The following is a 24,907-nucleotide window of genomic DNA, read 5'->3' as shown; positions in this document are numbered from 1 at the left end:
CATGCTCACCCTCGACGACTGCTCGCGCACGGAGCTGAAGCGCCTGGCGCGCTATGCGACGCCGCGGCAGATCGCCGAGGCGAAGGCGCGCATCGCGGCCGAGGCGACGAAGCGCGAGAACGAGGAACGGCTCGTCATGTGCGCGCAATCGGTCGACGCCTGCCGCGCTGCGCGCGACTATCTGCTCGAGTTCGGCGGCGGCGAGACCTATCGCCGCCTCTTCGAGGAAGCCAAGCAGGCCGCGCGGCGCAGCGCCCATGCCGAGCGCCGCTGGCGGCGCTACGCGGCGACGGCGCAGCGCCTGGCGCGCGCCGCCGAGAAACTGGCGAGGAGCGAGGACCAATGACCATCGGCATTTCCGACCATGCGCTCTTGCGCTTCCTCTCCCGCGCCGGCGGCTTCGACGTGGAGACGCTGCGGACGCAGATGCAAACGGCGCTCGCGCGCTGCTCCGCTGCGGCCGATGCGCTCTCCGCGACGCGCTACACGGTGAAGAAAGACGGCATGGTTTTCGTCATCGTCGACGGCGTCTGCGTCACGGTGTTGGACAAGATCGACAAGCCCTATATCGTTCGCGAGGAGCATCGCCCGTGAGCGACTATCACTATCTGCCCGGCATTTTGCGCGAGATAGCCGATGTCGCCGGCCTCTCGGCGGCGCTCGCCATCGCGGACAAAAAGGGCGGCGCTCGCACATTTTTCCCCGCGCGCGCGCCGGACGGACATTGGCTGCCGCAGCTCGTCGGCCGTGAGGCGGCGGACAAGATTTGCACCTACTTCCGCCGGCGTGATCGCACTGACGGCGTCGAGCGCGCCAGCCTGGACGCCGGCACTTACATGCTGATCCCGCTCGGGCCGAAGAATTTTTACGCCAAGGCGCGACGCCGGGCTGTCGAATTGACAGCAGAGGGTTGGTCGCGAGAAGAAGTAGCGCGGCGGCTCGGCATCCATATCCGATCCGTGCAGCGCTATCGCGGTCGCATGCGCGACGAGACCGACGGGCCGCAGGGCAGCTTGTTCTAACGCCAGCCCGCACGCCAAATCTGCAAGCATCATCGCCGGGAGACAGCTGTCTCCGGCATTACGGGACGGCTCCTCGTCTACATTCGGATCATTCCGAACGAGGTTCGTCCTATGACTCAGCAGTGGCCGCTCCAATCGCAATGCGACTCTTTCTACGGCAACCCCCGTGGGAAAAACGGAAGCTCCTCGGTCGCGTGGGAAAAGGCGAATTTGACGCTGGTGCGTCCGCCGTTCCGAACGACCTTCGCAGGCGATCCGATCAAGGGCGTGCGCGTTCACAAGAAATGCGCCGATAGTCTCTTTTGCGTCTTTGCGAAGATATGGGAGCTGTCGGGCCACGATCAGAAGAAGATCGACGCCTGGGGCGTCTCCATCTACGGCGGCGCGTATAATTTCCGCGTGATGCGCGGCGGTTCATCGCTCTCGATGCATTCCTGGGGCTGCGCCATCGATCTCGATCCTGCGCGCAACGGCTTCCACGATCAGCACGGCCATTTCCATGACAGCAGCATTCCCATCGTCGCGGCCTTCGAGGCCGAGGGCTGGACGTGGGGCGGCCGCTGGGAGGGTCGCAGCTGCGATCCCATGCACTTTCAGGCGGCGAGGGTGCGATGACCAGCGTGCTCGCCGCGGTCTCCGGCGAAAGGGAGTCTTGATCATGGGGCAGCTCATCGCAGCCTTGTTTCGCGCCATCGTCGTCGCCCTCTTTCTGGGGTGGATGTACTTCATCGTCTTTCCGCATCCGGACCGGCGCGTGATCGCGCTGGCGATGCTTCCCATTCTCGCAGTGGTCGCATGGGCCGGGGTCGGCCTGGGGCGCGACCTCATGCGTGAATATCCGGTCGCGCCATCCGCGCCCGGCCATCGACTGGCGGCAATGGAGCCAAACATCATGGAAGAGACGAAACCCTGGTATCTGTCCCGCGGCGTTGTGGGTGGCGCTGTCTCGGCCGTCGCCGGCGCCGCGCAGCTCGCCGGCTATACGCTGACGCCGGCCGATCAGGCCGCTCTCATCGACGGCGCGACGCAGGCCTACCAGCTCGTGTTTGGAGTGGGCTCGCTCGTCGGCGGCCTCATCGCCATTTGGGGGCGCATCAAAGCCTCCAAGGCGATCGGCTCCACAAAGGCGGCGTAGGGCCTTGTCGCCCTACGCTTGGGTCGTGATCGCCGCTGGAGCGATCGTGGCCATCAGCCTCGGCCTCGCCGTGATCGGCGCGGTGAGGCGCGGAGGCGGCGATGCGGAGCGCGCCGCCGAAGAGCAACGCAAACGCCGAGGCCACTCGCAAGCAGCTGGCCGATGCGCGCAAGGCCGAGGAGGTGCGACGTGCGACTGACGCTGGCGATTTTGGCGACGCTGTCGATAGGCTCTGACGCGCTGGCTATGGGCGGTCCCGTCTATATCGACGAGACCTGCGATCGGATCACCGAAGCGCCTGCGACGCCGGCGCTGAAAGCCTGGATCAAGAAGACATGCCCGCAGGGCGAGACCTCGTCCGATCCGATCTGCGCCGATCTCTCTCGCTTCGTGCGCGCCGTCGCCGCGAACAATCAGAATTGGCGCGCGGCCTGCGAGGGCAAGCGATGAAGCCGGAGACCCGCGACGCGATCGGCGTCGTCGTCGCCGTCGTCATCGGCGCATCGCCGGCGCTGATCGTGCTGGCCTCATATCTCTTTGAAGGAAGGTTCTGGTGATGGATTGGGGCACGGCGGCGCAATGGGCGGGAACGGCGACGGCGATCGGATTGGGCGTCTGGGCGGCGTTTTCGAAGAAGAGCGACAAGGCTCTCGAGGGCGTCGAGCGTGACGTCCACGGCGCGCAATCCGATCTCCGACGCCTGTTCGAGCGCGTCGACGGCGTCGAGGTGCGGCTCGGCAAGATCGAAGTGGAGGTGGAGCATCTGCCGACGAAGGATGAGTTCCATCAGCTGCACACGGAAATCACCAAGCTCGATGCGAAATTCGACTCGGTCCTCTACAAGCTCGACACGCTCGTCTCTCAATATGAGCGGGCGGAGGCTCGCGCGATCCAGGCGGAGGCGGCAGCGAGATGAGCGCGATCGAAGTCCAGCGCCAGTATGCGCGCCTCGCCATTCTGCGCGGAATATCCGAACAGCCGGATCAGCGCTGGAATAGCGTCCAGCTGCGGGAGGACCTCGAGCTGCGGTCCGCGATCAACAGGCCGAGAGAGTGGGTGAACGACGAGTTGCGCTGGCTCGCCGAAATGGGCGCGGTCGCACTCCAGGAACATGCCTCCGTGCTGATCGCCATGCTCACGCAGAAGGGGCTGGACCATTTGAGCGGCCGGATCGTCATCAGCGGCGTCGCTCGGCCGGCGCACTGACATGGCGACGGGACGCGGCCGTCTCTCCTCGATCGACACGCTGCCCGAAGAAGCGCAGGAAGACATCGCCTGGGCGATGGCCGAGCTAAACAGGCGCCAGCGGACGCAGGCGGAGATTTTGTCCGACCTCAACGGCCGGCTCGCGGACAAGGGCCTGGAGCTCATCTCCAAGAGCGCCTTCAATCGCCGCTCGATGCGCCTCGCCAATGCCGCGCGCAGGATCGCCGAGGGGCGCGCATTGTTCGAGGGGATCGCCCCGCAGTTCACGCCGGACCGCGTCGACGAATCGAATATTGTGCTCGGCGAGCTGATCAAGATGCTGATCGCCGAGCTGCTCGACGACGAGCCCGGCGCGCTGACGCCGAAGAACAGCATGGAGATGGCGCGCGCCTATCTCGCCACCATCCAGGGCCAGAAGCTCTCGGCAGAGCGGCGCACGAAGCTCGTCGCCGATTTCGAGAAGAAGGCCAGCGAGGCCGTCGCCAAGGTCGGCAAGGCCAAGGGCCTCACCGAGGAGACCGTCGCCACGCTGCGCGCAGAGATCCTCGGCGTGCGGAGGGAGGCGTGAGCGAGGACTGGCCGTTCGGTAATCTGGAGCCGTCGAGCTTCGGGCTGATCCTCGCCGATCCGGCGTGGAGCTACGCCACGCGCAGCGATAAGGGGCAGGCCAAGAGCGCGAGCCGCCACTATCGCACCATGACCCGCGAGCAGCTCTACGCGCTCCCGGTCTGGAGGCTCGCAGCGCCCAATTGCGCAATGTGCCTCTGGACGACTGGGCCGCTGTTGCCCATGCAGTTCGATCTGATGCTGCATTGGGGCTTCGAATACAAAACCTACGGTGGCTGGGGCAAGCGCAGCAAGAATTGGGGCAAGCCCGGAAACAAGAAACAGAAATGGGCCTTCGGGACCGGCTATTGGGAGCGCTCGACGCTCGAGGTCTATCTCTGGGGCGCGATCGGCGAGCCGCGCATCGTCTCGCACAGCGAGCGCAATCTGATCGAGGCGCCGTTGCGCGAGCATTCGCGCAAGCCAGAGGACATCTACGCCAAATGCGAGCGCATGTTCCCCGGCGTGCGCAAGCTCGATCTGTTCTCGCGGCAGACGCGGCCCGGCTGGAGCAATTGGGGCGACGAGGCCACCAAGTTCGATGAGGCCGCGGAATGACCGCGCTCCCGTCCTATGAAGAAATCCAGTCCGCCCGCCTCATCACCGAGGAGGAGTGGAAGCGCCATCGCCTCGACAGCCTGGCGCTGGCGCCCGAGAAACTGGAGACCGCCGGCGGCATGCCGGCTGTGCTGCTCCCCTATCAGTCGCAGCTGCTCGCCACCACGGCGACAAACGCAGTCACCGTCGTCGAGAAGAGCCGACGCACGGGGGTGACCTGGGCGGCCGGCGCGGACGCCGTGCTGACGTCCGCCGCCGAAAAATCGGCCGGCGGTATGGATACGCTCTATATCGGCTACAACCTCGATATGGCGCGCGAGTTCATCGACACTTGCGCCATGTGGGCGCGCTCCTTCGTCAAGGCCGTCACCGTCGCCGGCGTCGAGGACTTCCTGTTCGAGAGCGAGCCGGACAAATTCATCCAGGCGTTCCGGATCCGTTTCGCCTCCGGCTTCGAGATCGTCGCGCTCGCCTCCCGCCCGCGTTCGCTGCGCGGGCGTCAGGGCTATGTGATCATCGATGAGGCGGCCTTCCACGACGATCTCGACGCTGTGCTGCAGGCGGCCCTCGCTCTGCTGATCTGGGGCGGCAAGGTTCTGATCATCTCGACTCACAACGGCACGGACAATCCCTATAATCGGCTGATCCTCGACATTCGCGGCAGCCGCAAGCCCTATGCGCTTTTGCGCATCGACTTCGACGACGCGCTGAAGCAAGGCCTCTATGAGCGCGTCTGCCTCGTCAAGGGCGAGGAGTGGAGCGTCGAGAAAGAGGCGAAGTGGCGCTCCGACATTGTCGCCTTCTATGGCGAGGCGGCCGACGAGGAGCTGTTCTGCATCCCGTCCGAGGGCGGCGGCGCCTGGCTGCTTGCGCCGCTGATCGAGGCGCGCTCGCGCAAGGACGTCCCAGTGCTGCGGCTGGAGCGGCCGGAGAGCTTCACCTATTGGCCTGCAAATCTACGCGAGGCCGACATAAACGACTGGTGCGAGCGCGAGCTGCTGCCGATCCTCCGCACGCTCGACTCGCACCTCGGCCATTTCCTCGGCGGCGACTATGGGCGCGTGCGCGATCTCTCCGTGCTCTGGCCGCTCGCCATCTCGCGCACCACGCGGCGCATCACACCCTTCGTCGTCGAGATGCGGCGCATTCCGTTCGATCAGCAAAAGCAGGTGCTCAAATACATCTGCGATCGCCTGCCGCGCTTTTCTGCCTCCAAGCACGACGCGACCGGCCTCGGCATGTCGATCGCGGAATACGCGGTCCAGCAATATGGGCTCGAGCGCACCGAGGCGGTCGCGCTCAACATCCCCTGGTATCGCGACAACGCCCAGCCCGTGAAAACCGCCTTCGAGGATGACGCGATCGAGATTCCGGCGGATTCGGAGATCCACTCGGATCTGCGGCTGGTGAAGACGAAGGGCGGCGTGCCTTTCATTCCGGCGCTCAAATCCGGCGAGCAGAAGAACCGCCACGGCGATGCGGCCGTCGCGCTGATGCTCGCCTATGCGGCGACGCGCGCGCTGATCGCGCTCTACGACTATGAGAGCGCCCGCACGCTGCGCGAGTCGAACCGCGGCGAGGATACGGCCGACGCCGAGGACATGAAGCTCCCGCAGGAAGGGCTCTATTGATGGTCGACGATTTCACCGCGCGCCAGGCGCTGGAGGCGGAGCAGGATCGCATCGGCATGCATGGCCCGACGCGCCTGCTCGGGCCGGATGGCCAGCCGATCCGTCATTCGCTCGCGCCCTCCGAGCGGCGCAAGCTCTCGGAGGAGGAGGCGCGGCCGGAGCTGATCGGCGTGCGCACGCTGTGGGATCAATCCATCGCCTCCGGCCTTACGCCGGAACGGCTGGCGGGCCTGCTGCGCGGCGCCGTGCGCGGCGATCATCGGCAATTTCTCGAGCTGGCTGAGGAGATGGAGGAACGCGACCTCCATTATTTCTCCGTGCTCGGCACGAGGCGACGCACGCTCGCTCAGATCGAGGCGGAGATCGACGAGAAATCCGCGGCCAAGTCCGAGAGCCGCATCGTCGAGGCGGTCGAGGAGCTGCTCGAGGACGCCTCCCTACCGGATATGTTCGAGGATTTGCTCGACGGCCTCGGCAAGGGATACAGCGTCGTCGAAATCCTCTGGTATGAGCGCGAGGGCTTGTGGTGGCCGTATAAATATCTCTGGCGAGACCCGAAATATTTCACCTTCGACCACATCAGCCGCAGCGAGGTGAGGCTGCAGGAGCTGGGAACGATCGACGGTCTCGAGCTGCCGCCGTTCAAATTCGTCGTTCACAAGCCCAAGCAGAAATCTGGAATACCGATCCGCGGCGGCTTTGCCCGCTTTTGCGCATGGGGCTTCCTTTTCAAGAATTACTCTTTGAAGGATTGGGCCTCCTTCCTCGACGTCTACGGCATGCCGATCCGCGTCGGCAAATATCACCCGAGCGCGACGGGCGATGAGCGCCGCAAGCTGCTGCAGGCGGTGATGAGCATCGCCTCGGACGCGGCGGCGATCATCCCCGAGTCCATGCTGATCGAGTTCCTGGAGGCGAAGGGCTCCACCGGCGGCACGACGCCTTTCGAAGGGCTCGGCCGCTTCGTCGACGAGCAGCTGTCCAAGGCCATCCTCGGGCAGACGATGACGGTCGAGAATGGCGGTAGCCTCGCCCAGGCGAAGGTTCACAATCAAATCAGGCTCGACCTTCTGAAGGCCGATGCGCGCCAGCTGGCGGCGAGCTTGAATGAACATCTCATCAAGCCTTTCGTCCAGGTCAATTTCGGCGATCGAGCGCGAGCGCCCAAGCTCAAATTCCCCGTCGCCGAGCCCGAGGACATCGCAGTCCTCTCGACGGCGCTCGGCACGCTAGTGCCGCTCGGGCTGGAGGTCTCGCAGACCGAGGTGCGCGACAAGCTCGGCCTGCGCCAGCCGGACAAGGGCGAGAAGGTTCTGGAAGCCCCAAAGGCCGCCGCGCCGGAAAAGAAAGCCGATCCGGTCACCAAGCAGGCGCTGCGCGAGGCGGTGAACAGCCAGACAGACTTCCTCGAATGGGTCGCCGGGGCGCCAGCCGTCGCCGCGGCGCATAACGCCGAGGAATTGTTTGCGGCGATCGAGAAGACCCTTCCTATTCCGGTCAAGGGGAACGACTTCGCGGCGCGAATGTATGAGGCCGGCGTCATCCCGCGAGGCATGATGAAAGCGCGTCCGGGCTGTGCCTGCGGCTGCAATGAGCGCCTCGCGCTCAATGCCGAAGCCGTCGGCCTCGACCAGGTCGACGCGATCGGCGCCGAGGAGGCGGCCGACTGGGAGCCGCAGATGGAGCCGATCGTCGCCTCCATTCTCGAGGCGGCCGACGCCTCCTCCAGCTTCGAGGAGTTCAAGCAGCGCCTCACCGAGCTCGCCGGCGATCTTGACACGGACGCGCTCGCTCATCGCCTTGCCATCGCGCAGATGAAGGCGCGCGGCCTGGGGAACGCCAATGGCGGACGCTGATCCTTTCGCGCTCGAGGCGTTCAAGAAGCCGCCGAACGAAGTCACCCGCTACTTCGACCAGAAGGCGCTGAAGCCGTCCTTCCATTGGCAAGACGTGATGCTCGACGAGCATGCGCACGCCTTCACCGTGGCGAAGAGCGCCGGCTATGACGTGCTCGCCGATATCCATGGCGCGCTGCAAAAGGCGATAGAGGGCCGCCAGGATTACGACGATTTTAAAAAGGGCCTCGAACCGCTTTTGAAAGCCAAGGGCTGGTGGGGCAAGGCGCAGCAGCTCGACCCGCTCACGGGCAAACCCGTCGAAGTGCAGCTCGGCTCGGTCCGCCGGCTACAGACGATCTATTGGGCGAATGTGAATACGGCCTATGCCGCCGGCGAATGGGAGCGCACATGGCGCACGCGCCGCGTGCTGCCCTATCTCGAATATCTGATCTCGACCGCGCTGCATAAGCGCGAGGAGCATCTCGCCTGGGTCGGGACCATCCTCGAGGTCGAAGATCCGTGGTGGGACGATCACTATCCGCCCAATGGCTGGCTCTGCCAGTGCCGCGTGCGCCAGCTCTCGGAGGATGAGGCGAAGGGCCGTCCGCGCTTCGGCGATCGGCCGGAGGATTTCGGCTCCGCGGTCTTCACCAATAAGCGCACGGGCGAAGTCACGCGCGTGCCGAACGGGATCGACCCCGGCTGGAACAACAACCCCGGCAAGTTCCGCCAGCGCAACGCCGCCGACTTCATCGCCGGCAAGCTGGACGCGATGGATGAGACGGCGCGGCGCATCGCCTCGGCTGATCTCATCGGCTCCTCGCTGTTCCGCCACATCGCCTCCGGCGGAGTGAATTTCGATCCGACGTCGACCGATCCCGACATGATCGCGCGCGGCGACATCTCTCTGCCCTTCGCCTCCATCCCGGCCGACAAGGCGAAGTCCGCTGGCGCGAGCTCGCACACGCTGCGCCTCTCCGTGCGGGATGCCGCGCGCATCGGCGCCGCGCCGGAGGCCTATGGGCTGGCGCAGACCATTCTCGATCGCGGCAAGGCGCTGGCGCGGAGCGTGGAGGCGAAGATCGGCGGCCTGTGGCGACGGCTGACGATGCGCGTGGAGAGAGACGGCTCGGCGGTCTATCTCGACAAGCTCGAGAGCGAGGAATAGGCGAGCCGCAGAAACGGCCCGTGGAGCGCCTCGCATCGCAAGTCGCTGTGATCGGACGTGACCGCGCGAAAAACGCACCCATGGCTTAAAATAGGCTTTCAACGCCCGCCTATCACGGGCGACGACGATGCGATTGCGTTCGAAGGGGAGCGTGCGCAAGGGAGACAACTGTCTCCGGCTAAAGTCTGCGCGTCGCAGCGGCATAGTGCCCGCATGTTCAGCCCCGACGCAAGCCCTCTTCTCATCGCGCTCTGCCATGACGCCGCCTCGCCGGCGATCGGCGAGGCCGTCGCGCTCAATTTCGAGGGCGAGGCGCTTCCCGATTGGGTGATGGTGACGCCGGCGGGCTCGCGCCTCCGCGGCTCGGATGGCCGCGAATGGCGCGTCGCCGATGCGGCGGCGTTGGCCGCCGCCTCCATGGCGCGCGGGCTGAAGCTGCCGATCGACATCAATCATGCGCAGTTCCTGCGCGCGCCGAAGGGCGAGGAGAGCCCTGCCGTCGGCTGGATCGAGCAGATGGAGGCGCGCGACGGCGCCGTATGGGCGCGCGTCGATTGGACGCCGTCCGGCGCATCCGCTCTTCGCGGGAAATCCTATCGCTACCTCTCGCCAGCGCTGCATCACGACGCCTCCGGCGCCGTCGTCGCCATTCTCGGCGCTGGCCTCACCAACCGGCCCAATTTCGACATGCCTGCGCTGAACGCGCAGCGACAGGAGGATATGATGGACAAGGAGCTGCTGAAGAAGCTCGGCCTCGCCGAGACGGCTTCGCTCACCGATGTGCTGGCGGCGCTCGACAGGCTGCAGACGTCGCTCAACGCCGCGCAGACGGCGACGCCGTCTCTCGCGGTCTATGTGCCGCGCGCGGACTATGACGCCGTTCTCTCTCGCGCCACGACCGCCGAAACCGCGCTCAACGCGCGTGTCGACGGCGAACGCAAGACCAAGGCGGGCGCGCTGGTCGACCAGGGTGTGAAGGACGGCAAGATCGCCCCGGCGACGAAGGATTTCTACCTCTCGCTCTGCGCGACCGAGACTGGCCTCGTCGATTTCGAGAAGTTCCTCGGTGTTCAGCCGAGCGTCTTCACACCGTCCAACATCGGCAAGACGGAGCCCTCGGGCGGCGTCGCGCTCAACGCCGATCAAAAGGCGACTGCGCGCATCATGGGCCTCGACGAGAAAGCCTTTGCCGAATTCCTCGCCGGCCAGACGGCGTGACCCGCAACAGCTGACAGGAGAGCCTCGACATGGCCGCTCTGCAAAAGGGACATCTCATTCGCGAGCGCGCGACCACGACGACGCGCGCCTTTCCGGTGGCGGCGGCGACCGTCTGCTGGGAGGGCGGCATGGTGGCGCTCTCCGGCTCCGGCGCCAATGCCGTGGCGACGCCGGGCGCGGCGAACAATGCGCTGAAGATCGTCGGCATGGCGGAAGGCAATGCCGACAATCGCCTCGGCGTCGCCGGCGACAAGAAGGTCAAGACGAAAATCGGGACATTCCTGCTGGACAATGACCCGAGTGATCCGATCGCGATCGGCGACGTCGGCGCCGCCTGCTACGCGAGCGACGATCACACCGTCGCCAAGACTTCCAACAGCGGCGCCAAGCCGCAGGCCGGGACGATCTTCGACGTCGAGTCGAGCGGCGTCTGGGTGAAATTCGCCTGACCGGCGCACACATTCTCTAGGAGCGGACAATGCCCGAGATCATTACGCCGTCGGTTCTGGATGCGATTTTCCAGAGCTTCAATTTCACTTTCAACAATGCGTTCGGGGCCGTCACGCCGACGTGGAACAAGATCGCCATGGAGGTGAAATCGACCACCTCGGCCTCCAACTATGGCTGGCTCGGCCAGATGCCGCGCATCCGGGAATGGGTCGGCGATCGTGTGATCGGCTCACTCGACAGCTACGGTTATCAGATCCGGAACAAGACCTGGGAGTCGACGATCTCGCTGAAACGCGAGCAGATCGAGGACGACACCTACGGCCTGTTTTCGCCGGCCGTCGCGCGACTGGGCCGCTCCGTGGCCCTTTTCCCCGACGAGCTCTGCTTTGGGCTGCTCGGCAAGGGCTTCACTCAGGCGTGCTACGACGGCCAGAATTTCTTCGACACCAATCACCCGGTCAAGGATGAGAACGGCAACGATACGTTCGTGTCCAATGTCCAGGCCGGCTCCGGGGCGCCGTGGTTCCTGATCGATACGACTCAGGGGTTCATGCCGATCATCTATCAGCTGCGCCGGGCGTTCGGCTTCGTCAGTAAGACGGACCCGAACCAGTCGGACCGCGTGTTCCTGGCGAACGAGTTCGTCTATGGCACGGATGGCCGTTGCAATGTCGGCTTCGGCTTGTGGCAGATCATCTACGCCTCCAAGCAGCCGCTCAATCGCGCGAATTTCCGCGCCGCGCGCCAGGCGATGATCAATCTGAAGGCCGACTACGGTCGCCCGCTCGGCGTCAAGCCGACACTGCTCGTCTGCGGCCCGACGCTCGAGCAGACGGCGCGTGATCTCATCAAGTCGCAGTATCTGCCCGTCGATGGCTCGCCCGGCGTCATCAACGCCAGCGGCATCGGCATGATCGAGAACACGGATCGCGACATCGTCGACATCTTCATGTCGCCGTGGCTGGGTTGACGGAGGGGACGATGGCGAAAGCTCCGAAGAGCGGAGGGGCGCAGGAGCCCCTCGACGAGAGCCAGCTGCCCGCGGGCGAGGCCGGCGAGATCATCAAGGTGCGCGGGCCCGAGGACGGGCGCTGGCGCGGCGGGATCAAGTTCGGGCCGATCGAGCAGGATATCGACCTGTCGCAGATCACGCGCGGCCAGCTCGAGGAGATCGGGGGCGACCCGTATCTGACGGTTCGACGCGCGGAGTGATTGTCGCGGGATAGAGCAGCGGCAGCTCGCCTGGCTCGCCACGGCCAGGAGGTCGGCGGTTCAAATCCGCCTCCCGCACCAAGAATACCCAGAGAGGGCGGTCCGGCACGGCTCGCGAGGCCTCCGGCACCATTAGGGACGTTGCGAACGTAGGGGCACAGCCCGCCGCCCGCATGTTTTTCGAGGAGCGCAGCATGAATCCGACAGTCGGACGCATCGTCCATTTCTACACAGAGAACCCCAGCGGTCAGACGAATGGCGTCGGCGAAGGGCCTTACGCGGCCATCATCACACAGGTGTTCTCGGACGGGATGGATGCGTATGTGAACTTGAAGGTCTTTCGCCCTTATGGCGGGAACGTCGATGAGGGCTCCGTTCGGCACAAGGATTTTGCGACGAATGAAGGCCGTTGCTGGGTGTGGCCGCCGCGGGAGTAGCGCTCATGTCCTACGCGACCGAATCCGATCTGGTGCGCAAATGGGGCGCGGAGCAGGTGGACCTCGCCGCCTATGACGGGGCGACGCAGGCGCGCGATCCGCTGCGCATAGAGGCAGCGCTCGACAGCGCAAGCGCGGTGATGAACGGCTATTTCGCCAAGCGCTACGCTCTGCCGATCGACGCCGCGCCGGATGGCATGACGCTGTTGCGCAATCTCTGTTGCGATCTCGCCATGGGCGAGCTCTCCAACACGCCCGGCGCGCGCAACGACATCGTCAAGGACGCCGTCGAGGCGGCGCGCAAGTTCTTGTCGGACGTAGCGCGCGGCCTCGCCGACATTCCGCAAAATCCGCCACCCGGCGCGCCGGCGGCCGCGGTGCCATCGCCCAATGAAGCGATCGTCGCCGCCAATGATCGCGAGTTCTCGCGCAATCGGCTGAGGGCCATGTGAAAGGAACATGCTGATGGATGGCGTCTCCTTCCATATGGACGTGAACGGCATGTCCGCCGCGCTGACGCGGCTCAACCGCGCCGCAGCGCTGGAGAAGCACGAGCTGACGGAAGGATTGGCGCGACGCGGCCAGGAGCAGACGCGCCATCGCCTCGAGGTCGAGAAGACGACGCCGGAAGGCAAGCCTTGGAAACCGACGATCGATGGCCGCGCCGCGCTCTTCGTCAAGGGCGAGCATCTGGCGCGCCATATCGACTATATCGCGACCGAGACCGAGGCGCGCTGGGGCTCCGGCTGGATCGGCGCGCGCGTGCATCAGCTCGGCGCGATCATCTTTCCGGTCGCCGGCAAGGCGCTCGTCTTCAAGATCGGCGGAAAGGAAGTTTTCGCCGGCAAGGTGACCATTCCCGCGCGGCGCTATGTCGGGCTCTCCAAGGCGAATGAAGAGGAGATGATCCGCACGGCCGAGCGCTTCCTGACCAAGGTGCTTCAATGAGCGGCGTCGGCGATCTCGTCAATCTTCGCGACGCCGTCGTCGCGCGGCTGCGCACGAAAATCCCCGGCCTGCGCTCGATCGAGCCGCATGGCGGGACATTCGACGACGGCGAAGTCAAGAAATTCGCGACGCTCGCGCCGGCGATCCGCGTGGCCTGCATGGGCTTTGACCGCGTCGAGCGTCATTCCAGCGGCATGCTGCGGCTGCCCGTGCATTTCGCCGCCGTCGTCGTCGCCAAGGACGCCATGCAGGAGGGCGACAAGGTGGGGCGCGATACGGCGGCGCTGCTCATCGCCAATGCGGTGGCGCTCGCCGTCGCCGGCCATCGCTTCGGGCTCGAAGGCGTCTTTCAGCCGGAGAATTTGCGCGGCGCGAATGAATATTCCGACGCCTCGCAGAACGCCGGCGTCGCGCTCTGGCAGGTGACATGGACCTCGCCCGTGCTGCTCGGCGAGAGCCTCGACGAGGCGCTCGGCGCGTTGACGCAGCTCTTCGTCAATGGCGCGCTCTTCGCCGATCCGCTGCCGATCGGCGGCGATCCTCTCGCGGGAGGCGCGCCGTGAGCGATCCGATCGAGGAGCTGCAATATCAGGTCGCGGAGATACGGCGAATGATGTCCGTCATGATCCGGCCGGGCACAGTGAAAAGCTACGACGGCAAGACGCACACGGCCGTGCTCGATCTCGGCTTCGAGACGCATGACGTCGACGTCGGCGCGCATGGCGGCACGGGCGCGGATTTCGCGCCGCTCAAGAAGGGCCAGCAAATCATGGCGCTCTGTCCGGACGGCGATCCGGCCAACGCCATGGTGATCGCGGGCGGCTTCCACGACGACAATAAGGCGCCGTCGCAATCGGCCGACGAGGACATTCGCGCGCAGCGCGGCTCGGCCGACAAGCCGTCGCGGCTGCGCACCACGGACAAGGCGGCGATCCTCGAGGCCATGGGCAACGCCATAGAGGTGGCGGACGGCAAGATCACGCTGCGGGCGGACAAGATCATCCTCGCCGGCATCGTCTATCTCGGCGGCGCCGATGCGGACAAGCCGGCGGCCATGCAGGGCACGCTCGACACGCGCGGAGACGCCGCCACGGGCAATCTCGCGACCAAGGTTTTCGTGAAATAAGGAGCTTTCAATGTTCGGTAAAGCCGCCCTGAAAGATGAGCCGCTGCTGTGGTGGAAGGTGATCAAGACCCGCGATCATGGCGGTATGATCCAGGGCTTTCGCCGCGTGGTCGGAGAGTGCTTCCAGGCGACGGAGCGCGCCATGACCTTCGACGTGCTGGAAGGACTGGTCGAAAAGACCGATCCGCCGGCCGACGCTCCCGCGACGCAGGAGTGAGCGCATGCGCACGGGCGTCGATCGCAACACAGGCGAGCTGCTGACCGGCTGGGCGGAATGCGCCCAGTCGATCGGGATCATCGTCACGACGGCGATCGGCTCGCTCGTGCTGGGCCGCGACTTCGGCTCCGATGGCCCGACCCTGCAGGATCGGCCCATGTCGACGCCCTCGATCATGGATCATTTCATGTCGATCGCCGAAAGCCTGCGCAAATGGGAGCCCGGCTTCAAGCTCCGCCGCATCGACGTGCTGCAGGCCGGCGGCGATGGCGTGATCGGCTTTGCGATCGTCGGCGACTTCTATCCCAACGGCCACCTCGGCGATTACTCCATCGTCGAGACCGCGCAGACGACGCAGATCGCGCCCTTCCTGCTGACCGCGGAGGCGTCATGAGCGCGCGCTTCGACCGTGTCGACCTCTCGGCCATCGCCGCGCCGGCGGCGCTGGAGGCATGGTCCTTCGACGCCATTCTCGACGCGCGTTTCCAGAAGTTTCTGGAATATTGGCAGGCCGAACGGGTCAAGAACCCGAGCCTGCCGCTCTATGACGTGACCGCGCTCGTCGGCAATCCGGGCGCCTGGCACCAGAGGGTCGACACGTTTCGCGAGGGCCTGCTGCGCCAGCGCGTCAATGAGGCTGTCCTCGCCACATCGCTCGCCTTCGCGGAGGAGACGGACCTCGACGTCGTCGCCGCCAATTACGGCTGTGTGCGCGCGAGCGGCGAGAGCGACACCAGCCTGCGGCTGCGGGCGCAGCTCGCCTGGGAGGCCCTATCGCGCGGCGGTTCTTATGGCGGATATGAGTTTGACGCGCGTAGCGCCGCGCCGGCCGACATCGCCGATGTGGCGATCTACGGGCATGAGGTGGACGGCGTCGCGCGCGGCGAGGTGCGGATCGTCGTGCTGGGCGTCAATTCCAGCGGCGTCACGCCGGAAGCCGTCCTGAAGTTGGTGCGCAATCGCGTTTCGCCGCGGAACGTGCGCAAGGTCAACGACTACGTCAATGTCGTCGCCGCGACGATCGCGCCTTACGAGATCGACGCGACGATCGTCGTGCCGCATGGCGCGGATGGCGACACTGTGCGCGATGCTCAATTTGTCCGCGCCAAGGCGTATGCGGAGAGCCGCCGGAAGATCGGCGCGCCCGTGACGTTCGGCGGCGTGATGGCGGCGATCGGCCATGACGACGCCGGCGTCGTCGTCGACGTCGAGATGCGCGCGCCCTGGGCCGGCGCGCAGAACCTCTCCTCCGTGCCGGCGATCGGCGGCGGCCCATTGCAGGCTCCGGTTTGCACCGGCGTGAAGCTCTATTGGAGGACGGCGGCGTGAGCGACGACGATCTCCTGCCCGGAAACGCTACGGCTTTCGAGCGCGCGCAGTCCAAGACCAGCGCGCGCGTCCTCTCGACCGACGTCGACGCGATTCGACGCGAGCGCGATCCTTTGCATTGCGACAGCCAATTCCTGCCGCCTCTCGCGATGGAGCGCTCGATCCATCACTACACGGGGACCGACGAGGCGCTCGATCGGCTGGCTGTCGCCATGTCCTTCGAGGATCACATCGCTTACGGCACGGCGGCCGCGCTGGAGGCGGAGATATCGCTCGATATCGGCCGCGAGGTGCGCGTCGTCGAATGCTTCGAGGATAGCTCGCTCGAATGGCCTGACTTCGCTGTCGAGACGCTCATCGATCCCGGCGAGGCGGCGCCCGATCTCGCGGCCATGCAGGCCTCGGCGCTCCGCCGAAAGAATGTCCGCGACTGGCCACATCCGCGGCTGCGCGTGCGCCAGCCGGAGGCCCCGCTCTTCATCGGCGCGGCGTCGAGCATCGGCGTCACTCTGCGCGTGCTGCCCGAGGATGTGCTGCCGCCCCCGCCGCAAATCTATGTCGGCGCGACCACGCGCGTCGTGCTCAATGTGAAGGTCTTCCCGCAATGACGGTCTACGCCACCAAGGTCTCAGCCGCTTACATCGCGCGCAGGCAGGCCGCGCAGGCCGGCGGCGCGCAAGTGAATTTTTTGGCCGGCCAGATCATCCTCGGCGACGGCAATGGCGCAGTGCCGGCGATCAGCGATCTCGTGGCCGCTGGCGGCGTGATCCATGAGGTGTGGCGCGGCAGCGTCATCACCTCGGTGACTGTCGACTCCGCCAATCCGGCGCAGGTCGATGTGCGCGCCGTGATCCCGTCGAGTGTGGGCGGCTTCTGGGTGCGAGAATTCGTCATCCTCGACGAGAATGGCGTCGCCTGCATCTACGGCCAGACGCTCGTCGAAAAAACGTCGGCAGCGCAAGGGCAAACGAGCGACCTCTCCCTTGTCGCGGCCATCGCCGAGTCGGACACAGGCGTCGTCGTGTTGTCGCCGCCCTCGGCCGATTACGCGACGGTTGGGGCGCTGCAGGCGGCGATCAACGCGCATCAGCCGACGGCCGAGAGCCCGCTCTACGCTGAGGACACGATATCTGGCGGATGGCTGCAGCGGCTGTTCCGGGTCCGCCGCTCGAACCTGACGCAGATCGGCGTCGAGCGTCCCGCCAATGATGCGGAATTCGCGGCCGGCGTAGGGAGCCTCTCTCCCTGGCCGTGGCCGACGCTGGCGCAAGTCAAAAACGCATTGCATGACATCGCTGTTGCGCTGACTGGCAGCGGCGAGGGCGTGACGATCGACAACACGCATCGCGCCAATCTCGATTTCCCGTCGCTCTCCGCGGCGGCCGATATCGCGGCGGCGGACAGTATCGCGCTCTATCAGAGCGTGGCGGGCCATCATCGCAAATGGTCGCTATCCGCGTTTTTGACGTGGCTGCGCACACAAAGCGGTTTCGGAACCGGCGTCGGGCAGACGATCGTCACCAGCGCCGCTGGCACATGGCTCGAGCAAAATCCCGCCGATTGGGGCTATTCGCTCGGCATGGCGGCGACGTCGGCGCAGCTCGCCGCCGGCTCGGTGCCCAATGTCACCGCCAGCAATCAATATCCCTACACCGGCGCCACGAATACGGCGTCGGCGGCATGGTTCGGCGCGATCACCGGTAATTGGCAATTGAGCGGATGGGCCTTCTGCAACAATGCGGGCTTCGTCGCGGTCTATAATCTCTATTGGACGCGCGTCTCGTGACCAACATCCTCTCCATCCCGCAACTCCCGGCGTGGGAGTTCACAATCGCGACCGGCTCGGATTTTCGCGACGCCATCCAATTTCTGGCGGACACGACTGTCGATCCGGCGATTCCGCTCGCGATCACGGGCGTCGAGTTCGCGGCGACGATCCGACGGGCCGATGACACCGAATTCGTTTTGGTCGAGGCGTCCACTCAAACGCAGACGATGACGGTCGACGGGCCGGCCGGCACGCTCTCCTTTGCGATCCCTGCAACGACCTGCTCGAACCTCGAGGAGGGCGATGCGATCTGCGACATCGTCGCGATCGCCGACGGCGCGCGGGTCAATCTCTGCAAGGACAATGGGCCGCTCAAATTCACCATACGCGCGGGGCTCGCATGACGCAGGCCTCTGTCCGCAGGGTCGCGAGCGACAATACGGTCCGCCGCGTCGCGCCGACGACGCGCGCCGTCGTCGCGACGCGCGGCGCCGTCGTGCGCGTCACGGCGGGGCAGATCGTGCGGACGCTCGGCGTCTCGGGCGTGCGGCGCATCGCCGTCGCGCCCTCGGGCGACGTGCTGTCGCTGGGCGAGGTCAATGGCCGCGTCGACACGCTTACGGATTTGACCGCGCAGATAGACGCGGCGGCCTCCGAGGCGCGCGCCAAAGCGGCCGAGGCGCGCGCCGAGGCGGCGGATGCGCGGGCGGAGATCGCTGCGGCGCGGGCCGAGGCGCTGGCCGCCGCGGCGGAGGCGCGCGGCGAGGCCGCGGACGCGCGAGCGGAGATCGCAGCGGCGCGGGCCGAGGCGCTGGCGGCAGCGGCCGCCGCGCGCGCCGAAGCGGTGACAGCGCGCAACGAGGCTGCGAGCGCACGCGCCGAGGCGCTGGCGGCGGCGGCCGCCGCGCGCGCCGAGGCGGAGACAGCGCGCAGCGAGGCGGCGAGCGGGCGAACCGAGGCTCTGGCCGCGGCGGCCGATGCGCGCGCCGAGGCGGAGACGGCGCGCAGCGAGGCTGCGAGCGGGCGGGCGGAGGCGCTGGCCGCGGCGGCGGCTGCGCGGACCGAGGCGCTGGCGGCGGCAGGCAATGCGCTCGGCGAAGCGCAGATGGCCCGTAGTCAGGTCGTGAGCGCCAGAACCGAAGCTCTGGCGGCGGCGACCAATGCATTCGGCGAGGCGCAGACAGCGCGCGGCGAAGTCGCGGCGGCGCGGACCGAGGCGCAGGCGGCCTCTCAGCAGCTCGGCGCGGCCGTCACGACGGCGCAATCGGCTGCCGATGACGCTCTGGCGCAGCTGATCCAGGTCGCGCAGACGGTCGAGGACTATCACGCCCAGTCGGACGCCTCCTTCGCATCGGTCACGAGCGATGTGGGCGTCATTTCCGGCGCCATGCAATCGCTCGCCGGCCGCACGGATCGCGTCGCCACCGTGCTGGGCGGCGACGAGGGAGACATCGCAAGTCTCATCGCCGAGATCACGAGCCATCGCGCCACAGAGGCGGCGACGCGTTCGCAGGCGGCGGTCGCTCTCGTCTTGCAGACGGCCGTCGCCTCGGCAAATCCGGATCAGGCCATCGCGGCGCTGCAGACGCTGGTCGCCGCGCAGATCGGCGAGATGCGCGCCTCGGTCGATAGCGAGCAGCTCGCGCGCGCCACGGGCGACAGCGCGCTCGCCTCGCAGATCGTGGCGCTATCCGCGACCTCGGACGCTATGTCCGCGACGGTCGCCTCCGAGGCGGCTGCGCGGGCGACGGCGGACAGTGCGCTCGCCGGCCGCTCGGACCGCGTGCTGGCGGCGATCGGCGACGCCGGCGACGTCTCGGACCTGGTCGCGGCGCTGGCGGCGCAGCAGGCGGCGGACAGCGGCGCGCGCTCCCTGGCCGGCGTGCAGATGACGCAGACGGCGCTCGCCGACGCCACGCATGCGCTGGCGGATTTGCGCGTCGACGTCGGCGCCAGGGTCGGCCAGGCGCTCGGCCTCGCGACACAAGAGACGGTTGCGCGAGCCACGGCCGACAGCGCGCTCGCCGGTCGCTCGGACCGCGTGCTGGCGGCGATCGGCGACGCCGGCGACGTCTCGGACCTCGTCGCGGCGCTGGCGGCGCAACAGGCGGCGGACAGCGGCGCACGCTCGCTCGCCGGCGTGCAGATGACGCAGACGGCGCTCGCCGACGCCACGCATGCGCTGGCGGATTTGCGCGTCGACGTCGGCGCGCGCGTCGGCCAGGCGCTGGGCCTCGCGACGCAAGAGACGGTCGCACGGGCGACAGCCGACAGCGCGCTCGCCGGCCGCTCGGACCGCGTGCTGGCGGCGATCGGCGACGCAGGCGACGTCTCCGACCTGGTCGCGGCTCTGGCGGCGCAGCAGGCGGCGGACAGCGGCGCACGCTCGCTCGCCGGCGTGCAGATGACGCAGACGGCGCTCGCCGACGCCACGCATGCGCTGGCGGATTTGCGCGTCGACGTCGGCGCCAGGGTCGGCCAGGCGCTCGGCCTCGCGACGCAAGAGACGGTCGCGCGAGCCACGGCGGACAGTGCGCTCGCCGGCCGCTCGGACCGCGTGCTGGCGGCGATCGGCGACGCCGGCGACGTCTCCGACCTCGTCGCGTCGCTTGCCGCGCAGCAGGCGGCCGACAGCGGCGCACGTTCGCTCGCCGGCGTGCAGATGACGCAGACGGCGCTCGCCGACGCCACGCATGCGCTGGCGGATTTGCGCGTCGACGTCGGCGCCAGGGTCGGCCAGGCGCTGGGCCTCGCGACGCAGGAGACGGTCGCGCGAGCCACGGCCGACAGCGCGCTCGCCGGCCGCTCGGACCGCGTGCTGGCGGCGATCGGCGACGCCGGCGACGTCTCGGACCTCGTCGCGGCGCTCGCTGCGCAGCAGGCGGCCGACAGCGGCGCGCGCGCGCTCGCCGGCGTCGAGATGGCCCAGACGGCCGTCGCCGACGCAACTCATGCGCTGGCCGCCTATCGGCTCGAGGTGGGCGCGCGCTTCGGCGCCGCGCTCGCCCTGGTGAGCGACGAGATCGTGGCGCGGGCCTCGGCCGACAGCGCGCTCGCCGATCGGTTGACGACGCTGACGGCGACGGTGGGCGGCAACACTGCGGCTATATCCTCCGAGGCGACAGCGCGGGCCACGGGCGATAGCGCGCTCTCCTCGCAGCTGGACATGCTGACGACGCGCGTCGGCGCGTCCGAGGCGGCGATCTCCTCCGAGACGACGGCTCGCGCGACGACCGACAGCGCGCTCTCAGACCAGCTGACGACGCTGACGGCGACGGTCGGCGGCCATACCGCGGCGATCAGCACGGAGCAGACGACGCGCGCCAATGCGGTCAGCGCGCTCGCCGATCAGCTGACGACGTTGACGACGCGTGTCGGCTCCTCCGAGGCGGCGATCTCCACCGAGACGGTCTCGCGTGCGGCGGCGGACAGCGCGCTCTCCGATCAGCTGACGACGCTGACGGCGCGGGTCGGCTCGTCCGAGACGGCGATCAGCTCCGAGGCGACGGCGCGCTCGACGGGCGACAGCGCCATTGCGACGCAAATCGCCAGCCTCTCCGCCGGCGTCGGCTCCAACGCGTCCGCCATCACCAATGAGACGACGGCTCGCGCGACGGCCGACGGCGCCCTCTCCGACCAGCTGACGACGCTGACGACGACGGTCGGCGGCCATACCGCCGCGATCAGCACGGAGCAGACGACGCGGGCCAATGCCGTCAGCGCGCTCGCCGATCAGCTGACGACGTTGACGACGCGGGTCGGCTCCTCCGAGGCGGCGATCTCCACGGAGACGACGGCGCGCTCGGCGGCCGATAGCGCGCTCTCGGACCAGCTGACGACGCTGACGGCGCGGGTCGGCGGCAATGAGGCGGCGATCAGCTCCGAGGCGACGGCGCGCTCGACAGCCGACAGCGCCATTGCGACGCAGCTGGCCAGCCTCTCCGCCACGGTGGGCTCCAACACATCCGCCATCGCCAATGAGACGACGGCTCGCGCGACGGCCGACAGCGCGCTCTCTGACCAGCTGACGACGCTGACGGCGACGGTCGGCGGCCATGCGGCGGCGATCAGCACGGAGCAGACGACGCGGGCCAATGCGGTCAGCGCGCTCGCCGATCAGCTGACGACGTTGACGACGCGCGCCGGCTCCAATGAGGCGGCGATTTCCACTGAGGCGGTTGCGCGCTCGGCGGGTGACAGTGCGCTCTCCGATCGGCTGGACACGCTCACCGCGACGGTCGGCTCCAACACGGCCGCGATCTCCACCGAGGTGACGGCGCGCTCCACCGCCGTCAGCGCCATCGCCAACCAGGTTGCGACGCTCAACGCGACGGTCGGAGATCATCAATCGCAGATCACGGCCGAGTCGACGGCGCGGGCGACGGCGGACAATGCGATCTCCGATCAACTCTCGGCGCTCTCGTCGACGGTGGGCAGCCATTCGGCTGCGATCTCCTCCGAGGCGACGACGCGGGCCAATGCGGTCAGCGCGCTCGCCGATCAGCTGACGACGTTGACGACGCGCGCCGGCTCCAATGAGGCGGCGATTTCCACTGAGGCGGTTGCGCGCTCGGCGGGTGACAGTGCGCTCTCCGATCGGCTGGACACGCTCACCGCGACGGTCGGCTCCAACACGGCCGCGATCTCCACCGAGGTGACGGCGCGCTCCACCGCCGTCAGCGCCATCGCCAACCAGGTCGCGACGCTCAACGCGACGGTCGGAGATCATCAATCGCAGATCACGGCCGAGTCGACGGCGCGGGCGACGGCGGACAATGCGATCTCCGATCAACTCTCGGCGCTCTCGTCGACGGTGGGCGGCCATACGGCGGCGATCTCCTCCGAGGCGACGACGCGGGCCAATGCGGTCAGCGCGCTCGCCGATCAGCTGACGACGTTGACGACGCGCGCCGGCTCCAATGAGGCGGCGATCTCCACTGAGGCGGTCACGCGCTCGGCAGGTGACAGCGCGCTCTCCGATCAGCTGACGACGCTGACGGCGCGGGTCGGCGGCAATGAGGCGGCGATCAGCTCCGAGGCCACGACGCGCTCCACGGCCGTCGGCGCCATCGCCACGGAGCTGTCCTCGCTGTCCAGCACGGTCGGCGGGCACAGCGCGTCGCTCTCCACCATGCAGACGTCGCTCGACGGCGTCGCCGTGCAGTGGACGCTGGCGGGCGCGATCGACGGCCAGACCGGCGCGCTGATTTTCAGCGGCGTCAAAAAGGCCAATGATGCTACGGTCTATACGCTGCGGTTCACCGGCAATATGGAGATCGAAGGCAGCCTCATCGTGGGCGGCACGATTTCGACCGGCAAGATCGCGGACAATGCGGTCTCACACACAGCCGGCGTCACGACGGCCGGCGGTCATGCGGAGGTCACTCTGGCGGTGCGCGCCGGCTCGCGCATCGCGATCATGGCCGAATATTCGTGCCCCACGGCCAGCTACACGCCTGTTGTCGGCTCCATGTCGCTATCGGTCGGCGGCGCCGATCCGGGCAGTCGCGCGACTGTGGCCACGCGCCCCGTCTACAATGTGCCGATCGTCGAAAATACCCAAAACGGCCTCGCCGTCACCGGCGCCATCGCCATGCCGGCCGTGATGCTCATCAGCTATGTCGCCGGGGAGAACTCGACGGCGACATTCGCCATCGACGTCTCCTCGCCGAATTCGGCCTTCGGCACGACATCGCTGCTCGTTTTCGAACTCGCCAAATAGGAGGCACTATGTCTGCGAACACCTACCGCGGCGTCGATGATTGGACGCAGGGCACGGCCAGCATCCAGAACGGCCAGCGCAATGTGGCGCTCACCAACAGCGGGATCATCACCACGGATGCGGTCTCCGGCCTCACCTTCTCTTCCGTGCGCAGCGGCGATTTTTTCGTCGTCGACGGCGTCGGCTATGAGCTGATCAGCGAGGTCTCTGGCGTATCCGGGGCCTCGACGGCGACGCTGACACTCGCGAAGCCATGGTCCGCGGCGACGCAATCGGGCGCCGCCTATAAGGTGATCCGCATGTCCATGCCGTCCACCGGCGAGCTGCGGGCGTTGATGAAATCGCTGCTCGATCGAGGTTCGGCCGAGGCCCCTTTCGTCAAGGTCTATGCCGACGATTCGACCGGGCGCATGGTCATGGACGCGCACTCCGGCGCGCCGGGGCTCTATGTCGGGCAGTCCGGCGTCTCGGACGCGGCGCTGCTCGCGGCGATGACGGCCGATCGCACGACTGGAGCCGTCGCCTTTCCGAGCGGCGTGAAGGGTTGGGCGCTCACCGGGCGGCGCAATCGGCTGCGCAACGCGTCTTTCGCGCTCAACCAGCGCGTGGTCTCCGGGACGGTGACGCTCGCGGCCGGCGCCTATGGTCATGACGGCCTCAAGGCGGGATCGGGAGGCTCGACATACACATTTGCGGGGAGCGGTCTCGATACGACGATCTCACCCTCCGCGGGCTCGCTGATCATGCCCGTCGAGGCCGGGCTGATCGAGGGCGGAACCTATGTGCTGTCGCACGACGGAACGGCGCAGGCGCGCGTCTGGCAGGGGACGGGCTATGCGGGCTCCGGCTCCTATGCGACGGCGTCCCGCACGGCGCCGCTCGTCGTCACGGGATTGGCCGCGGGTGTGCAGACGAATGTCGAGTTCGCGAATGGCACGATCTTGCGTCCGCAGTTCGAACCCGGCAGCTATTTGACCGCATTCGAACGTTCGCATTTGAGCCTCGAGAATACCCTATGCCAGCGCTACCTCCAGAGGATCGTCGGGTGGTCAGGAACGTGGAAACCTACTGGCACAAGCGCCACTCTGTCGGGGACTTTCTCAATTAGGATGGCAGGAGTCCCCTCGGTCATCATCATATCTGGGGCAGGAGCGCTCGTGCGGCCGGGAATCGCCTTCTGTGACGCGATCAGCCTCGAGGGATCATACCTCAGTGTCGACGGAGGATACGTCGACCTCGTAGCGAGTATTGCCGCGCCAGGCGAGGTCGCGATTCTGGTGCCCGGCGGGCTTCTTCTTGCCTCAGCGGAGATCTGA

At 67.2% G+C, this 24,907-nt stretch carries 30 protein-coding genes and 1 tRNA gene; all 31 read left to right on the top strand.

Features of this window, described 5'->3' with window-relative positions:
- The first annotated feature begins 1 nt into the window (after position 1).
- The 31 genes from IY145_RS10820 to IY145_RS10675 all read left to right on the top strand — a co-directional run bounded on the left by IY145_RS10820 (position 2) and on the right by IY145_RS10675 (position 24,907).
- Entirely contained in the window at positions 2 to 346 is a 345-nt protein-coding gene (locus tag IY145_RS10820) for a hypothetical protein (protein ID WP_196408221.1), read from the top strand.
- The gene (locus IY145_RS25295; RefSeq protein ID WP_210332651.1) at positions 343 to 594 is read left to right on the top strand and encodes a hypothetical protein; all 252 of its coding nucleotides are present in this window, start codon (positions 343 to 345) and stop codon (positions 592 to 594) included. Before IY145_RS10820 ends, IY145_RS25295 begins: the two co-directional genes overlap by 4 nt.
- Complete coding sequence (locus tag IY145_RS25290) at positions 591 to 1,022, top strand: helix-turn-helix domain-containing protein (protein WP_210332650.1); 432 nt, start codon at positions 591 to 593, stop codon at positions 1,020 to 1,022. The genes IY145_RS25295 and IY145_RS25290 overlap by 4 nt, the downstream gene beginning before the upstream one ends.
- Positions 1,023 to 1,241: 219 nt before the next feature.
- A complete protein-coding gene (locus tag IY145_RS10810) occupies positions 1,242 to 1,637 on the top strand; it encodes a M15 family metallopeptidase (RefSeq protein ID WP_312030632.1) in 396 nt (131 codons plus the stop codon).
- 43 nt (positions 1,638 to 1,680) lie between these two features.
- Positions 1,681 to 2,157 carry a hypothetical protein gene (locus IY145_RS25685; RefSeq protein ID WP_246721946.1) on the top strand — a complete coding sequence of 159 codons (477 nt, stop codon included), beginning with the start codon at positions 1,681 to 1,683 and terminating at the stop codon, positions 2,155 to 2,157.
- A 189-nt stretch (positions 2,158 to 2,346) separates the two neighbouring features.
- Positions 2,347 to 2,607, top strand: a complete 261-nt coding sequence (locus IY145_RS10800; RefSeq protein WP_196408218.1) for a hypothetical protein — start codon at positions 2,347 to 2,349, stop codon at positions 2,605 to 2,607.
- A 106-nt stretch (positions 2,608 to 2,713) separates the two neighbouring features.
- Entirely contained in the window at positions 2,714 to 3,073 is a 360-nt protein-coding gene (locus IY145_RS10795) for a DUF2730 family protein (protein ID WP_210332649.1), read from the top strand.
- Entirely contained in the window at positions 3,070 to 3,363 is a 294-nt protein-coding gene (locus IY145_RS10790; protein ID WP_196408216.1) for a hypothetical protein, read from the top strand. Before IY145_RS10795 ends, IY145_RS10790 begins: the two co-directional genes overlap by 4 nt.
- A 1-nt stretch (position 3,364) precedes the next feature.
- On the top strand, positions 3,365 to 3,931 hold the full coding sequence (locus tag IY145_RS10785; RefSeq protein WP_196408215.1) for a DUF3486 family protein: 567 nt from the start codon (positions 3,365 to 3,367) through the stop codon (positions 3,929 to 3,931).
- On the top strand, positions 3,928 to 4,527 hold the full coding sequence (locus IY145_RS10780) for an MT-A70 family methyltransferase (protein ID WP_196408214.1): 600 nt from the start codon (positions 3,928 to 3,930) through the stop codon (positions 4,525 to 4,527). The genes IY145_RS10785 and IY145_RS10780 overlap by 4 nt, the downstream gene beginning before the upstream one ends.
- On the top strand, positions 4,524 to 6,158 hold the full coding sequence (locus IY145_RS10775) for a hypothetical protein (RefSeq protein ID WP_196408213.1): 1,635 nt from the start codon (positions 4,524 to 4,526) through the stop codon (positions 6,156 to 6,158). The genes IY145_RS10780 and IY145_RS10775 overlap by 4 nt, the downstream gene beginning before the upstream one ends.
- Entirely contained in the window at positions 6,158 to 8,014 is a 1,857-nt protein-coding gene (locus IY145_RS10770; RefSeq protein ID WP_196408212.1) for a DUF935 domain-containing protein, read from the top strand. Before IY145_RS10775 ends, IY145_RS10770 begins: the two co-directional genes overlap by 1 nt.
- Positions 8,001 to 9,164 carry a phage minor head protein gene (locus IY145_RS10765; protein ID WP_196408211.1) on the top strand — a complete coding sequence of 388 codons (1,164 nt, stop codon included), beginning with the start codon at positions 8,001 to 8,003 and terminating at the stop codon, positions 9,162 to 9,164. The genes IY145_RS10770 and IY145_RS10765 overlap by 14 nt, the downstream gene beginning before the upstream one ends.
- Before the next feature lie 213 nt (positions 9,165 to 9,377).
- Positions 9,378 to 10,382, top strand: a complete 1,005-nt coding sequence (locus IY145_RS10760; RefSeq protein ID WP_196408210.1) for a phage protease — start codon at positions 9,378 to 9,380, stop codon at positions 10,380 to 10,382.
- Positions 10,383 to 10,411: 29 nt separating this feature from the next.
- A complete protein-coding gene (locus IY145_RS10755; RefSeq protein ID WP_196408209.1) occupies positions 10,412 to 10,831 on the top strand; it encodes a hypothetical protein in 420 nt (139 codons plus the stop codon).
- 29 nt (positions 10,832 to 10,860) lie between these two features.
- A complete protein-coding gene (locus IY145_RS10750) occupies positions 10,861 to 11,802 on the top strand; it encodes a Mu-like prophage major head subunit gpT family protein (protein ID WP_196408208.1) in 942 nt (313 codons plus the stop codon).
- Between the two features lie 11 nt (positions 11,803 to 11,813).
- Entirely contained in the window at positions 11,814 to 12,044 is a 231-nt protein-coding gene (locus IY145_RS10745; protein WP_196408207.1) for a hypothetical protein, read from the top strand.
- 5 nt (positions 12,045 to 12,049) lie between these two features.
- Positions 12,050 to 12,125 (top strand) — tRNA-Ala (locus IY145_RS10740).
- A 113-nt stretch (positions 12,126 to 12,238) separates the two neighbouring features.
- Entirely contained in the window at positions 12,239 to 12,481 is a 243-nt protein-coding gene (locus IY145_RS10735; RefSeq protein WP_196408206.1) for a hypothetical protein, read from the top strand.
- A 5-nt stretch (positions 12,482 to 12,486) separates the two neighbouring features.
- Positions 12,487 to 12,933, top strand: a complete 447-nt coding sequence (locus IY145_RS10730) for a DUF1320 domain-containing protein (RefSeq protein ID WP_196408205.1) — start codon at positions 12,487 to 12,489, stop codon at positions 12,931 to 12,933.
- A gap of 7 nt (positions 12,934 to 12,940) precedes the next feature.
- A complete protein-coding gene (locus tag IY145_RS10725) occupies positions 12,941 to 13,429 on the top strand; it encodes a phage virion morphogenesis protein (RefSeq protein ID WP_196408204.1) in 489 nt (162 codons plus the stop codon).
- Positions 13,426 to 13,992: a hypothetical protein gene (locus IY145_RS10720; RefSeq protein ID WP_196408203.1), complete on the top strand. Its 567-nt coding sequence runs from the start codon at positions 13,426 to 13,428 to the stop codon at positions 13,990 to 13,992. The genes IY145_RS10725 and IY145_RS10720 overlap by 4 nt, the downstream gene beginning before the upstream one ends.
- Positions 13,989 to 14,555, top strand: coding sequence for a phage baseplate assembly protein V (locus IY145_RS10715; protein WP_196408202.1), 567 nt, complete (start codon positions 13,989 to 13,991; stop codon positions 14,553 to 14,555). Before IY145_RS10720 ends, IY145_RS10715 begins: the two co-directional genes overlap by 4 nt.
- Positions 14,556 to 14,565: 10 nt before the next feature.
- A complete protein-coding gene (locus tag IY145_RS10710) occupies positions 14,566 to 14,772 on the top strand; it encodes a hypothetical protein (RefSeq protein WP_196408201.1) in 207 nt (68 codons plus the stop codon).
- Between the two features lie 4 nt (positions 14,773 to 14,776).
- Positions 14,777 to 15,166 (top strand): GPW/gp25 family protein, encoded by a 390-nt coding sequence (locus tag IY145_RS10705; RefSeq protein WP_196408200.1) that lies wholly within the window; start codon positions 14,777 to 14,779, stop codon positions 15,164 to 15,166.
- On the top strand, positions 15,163 to 16,101 hold the full coding sequence (locus IY145_RS10700) for a baseplate J/gp47 family protein (protein ID WP_196408199.1): 939 nt from the start codon (positions 15,163 to 15,165) through the stop codon (positions 16,099 to 16,101). Before IY145_RS10705 ends, IY145_RS10700 begins: the two co-directional genes overlap by 4 nt.
- A complete protein-coding gene (locus IY145_RS10695) occupies positions 16,098 to 16,709 on the top strand; it encodes a phage tail protein (RefSeq protein WP_196408198.1) in 612 nt (203 codons plus the stop codon). Before IY145_RS10700 ends, IY145_RS10695 begins: the two co-directional genes overlap by 4 nt.
- A complete protein-coding gene (locus IY145_RS10690; protein ID WP_196408197.1) occupies positions 16,706 to 17,887 on the top strand; it encodes a phage tail protein in 1,182 nt (393 codons plus the stop codon). Before IY145_RS10695 ends, IY145_RS10690 begins: the two co-directional genes overlap by 4 nt.
- The gene (locus IY145_RS10685) at positions 17,884 to 18,273 is read left to right on the top strand and encodes a hypothetical protein (RefSeq protein ID WP_196408196.1); all 390 of its coding nucleotides are present in this window, start codon (positions 17,884 to 17,886) and stop codon (positions 18,271 to 18,273) included. The genes IY145_RS10690 and IY145_RS10685 overlap by 4 nt, the downstream gene beginning before the upstream one ends.
- Entirely contained in the window at positions 18,270 to 23,591 is a 5,322-nt protein-coding gene (locus IY145_RS10680) for a hypothetical protein (protein WP_196408195.1), read from the top strand. The genes IY145_RS10685 and IY145_RS10680 overlap by 4 nt, the downstream gene beginning before the upstream one ends.
- Before the next feature lie 8 nt (positions 23,592 to 23,599).
- Positions 23,600 to 24,907 carry a hypothetical protein gene (locus tag IY145_RS10675; RefSeq protein WP_196408194.1) on the top strand — a complete coding sequence of 436 codons (1,308 nt, stop codon included), beginning with the start codon at positions 23,600 to 23,602 and terminating at the stop codon, positions 24,905 to 24,907.

The organism is Methylosinus sp. H3A, from assembly GCF_015709455.1.
Lineage (GTDB): Bacteria > Pseudomonadota > Alphaproteobacteria > Rhizobiales > Beijerinckiaceae > Methylosinus.
Note: the sequence above shows the minus strand (reverse complement) of the source record. Positions and strands in the feature narration are given on the sequence as shown.

Excerpts from the sequence above, each read along its gene's own strand:
- IY145_RS10700 (WP_196408199.1), top strand. The coding sequence starts at position 15,163 with ATGAGCGCGCGCTTCGACCGTGTCGACCTCTCGGCCATCGCCGCGCCG.
- IY145_RS10775 (WP_196408213.1), top strand. The coding sequence starts at position 4,524 with ATGACCGCGCTCCCGTCCTATGAAGAAATCCAGTCCGCCCGCCTCATC.
- IY145_RS10755 (WP_196408209.1), top strand. The coding sequence starts at position 10,412 with ATGGCCGCTCTGCAAAAGGGACATCTCATTCGCGAGCGCGCGACCACG.
- IY145_RS10820 (WP_196408221.1), top strand. The coding sequence starts at position 2 with ATGCTCACCCTCGACGACTGCTCGCGCACGGAGCTGAAGCGCCTGGCG.
- IY145_RS10730 (WP_196408205.1), top strand. The coding sequence starts at position 12,487 with ATGTCCTACGCGACCGAATCCGATCTGGTGCGCAAATGGGGCGCGGAG.
- IY145_RS25685 (WP_246721946.1), top strand. The coding sequence starts at position 1,681 with ATGGGGCAGCTCATCGCAGCCTTGTTTCGCGCCATCGTCGTCGCCCTC.
- IY145_RS10705 (WP_196408200.1), top strand. The coding sequence starts at position 14,777 with ATGCGCACGGGCGTCGATCGCAACACAGGCGAGCTGCTGACCGGCTGG.
- IY145_RS10710 (WP_196408201.1), top strand. The coding sequence starts at position 14,566 with ATGTTCGGTAAAGCCGCCCTGAAAGATGAGCCGCTGCTGTGGTGGAAG.
- IY145_RS25295 (WP_210332651.1), top strand. The coding sequence starts at position 343 with ATGACCATCGGCATTTCCGACCATGCGCTCTTGCGCTTCCTCTCCCGC.
- IY145_RS10720 (WP_196408203.1), top strand. The coding sequence starts at position 13,426 with ATGAGCGGCGTCGGCGATCTCGTCAATCTTCGCGACGCCGTCGTCGCG.
- IY145_RS10750 (WP_196408208.1), top strand. The coding sequence starts at position 10,861 with ATGCCCGAGATCATTACGCCGTCGGTTCTGGATGCGATTTTCCAGAGC.
- IY145_RS10675 (WP_196408194.1), top strand. The coding sequence starts at position 23,600 with ATGTCTGCGAACACCTACCGCGGCGTCGATGATTGGACGCAGGGCACG.
- IY145_RS10690 (WP_196408197.1), top strand. The coding sequence starts at position 16,706 with ATGACGGTCTACGCCACCAAGGTCTCAGCCGCTTACATCGCGCGCAGG.
- IY145_RS10795 (WP_210332649.1), top strand. The coding sequence starts at position 2,714 with ATGGATTGGGGCACGGCGGCGCAATGGGCGGGAACGGCGACGGCGATC.
- IY145_RS10760 (WP_196408210.1), top strand. The coding sequence starts at position 9,378 with ATGTTCAGCCCCGACGCAAGCCCTCTTCTCATCGCGCTCTGCCATGAC.
- IY145_RS10745 (WP_196408207.1), top strand. The coding sequence starts at position 11,814 with ATGGCGAAAGCTCCGAAGAGCGGAGGGGCGCAGGAGCCCCTCGACGAG.
- IY145_RS10785 (WP_196408215.1), top strand. The coding sequence starts at position 3,365 with ATGGCGACGGGACGCGGCCGTCTCTCCTCGATCGACACGCTGCCCGAA.
- IY145_RS10790 (WP_196408216.1), top strand. The coding sequence starts at position 3,070 with ATGAGCGCGATCGAAGTCCAGCGCCAGTATGCGCGCCTCGCCATTCTG.
- IY145_RS10725 (WP_196408204.1), top strand. The coding sequence starts at position 12,941 with ATGCTGATGGATGGCGTCTCCTTCCATATGGACGTGAACGGCATGTCC.
- IY145_RS10770 (WP_196408212.1), top strand. The coding sequence starts at position 6,158 with ATGGTCGACGATTTCACCGCGCGCCAGGCGCTGGAGGCGGAGCAGGAT.
- IY145_RS10765 (WP_196408211.1), top strand. The coding sequence starts at position 8,001 with ATGGCGGACGCTGATCCTTTCGCGCTCGAGGCGTTCAAGAAGCCGCCG.
- IY145_RS10680 (WP_196408195.1), top strand. The coding sequence starts at position 18,270 with ATGACGCAGGCCTCTGTCCGCAGGGTCGCGAGCGACAATACGGTCCGC.
- IY145_RS10735 (WP_196408206.1), top strand. The coding sequence starts at position 12,239 with ATGAATCCGACAGTCGGACGCATCGTCCATTTCTACACAGAGAACCCC.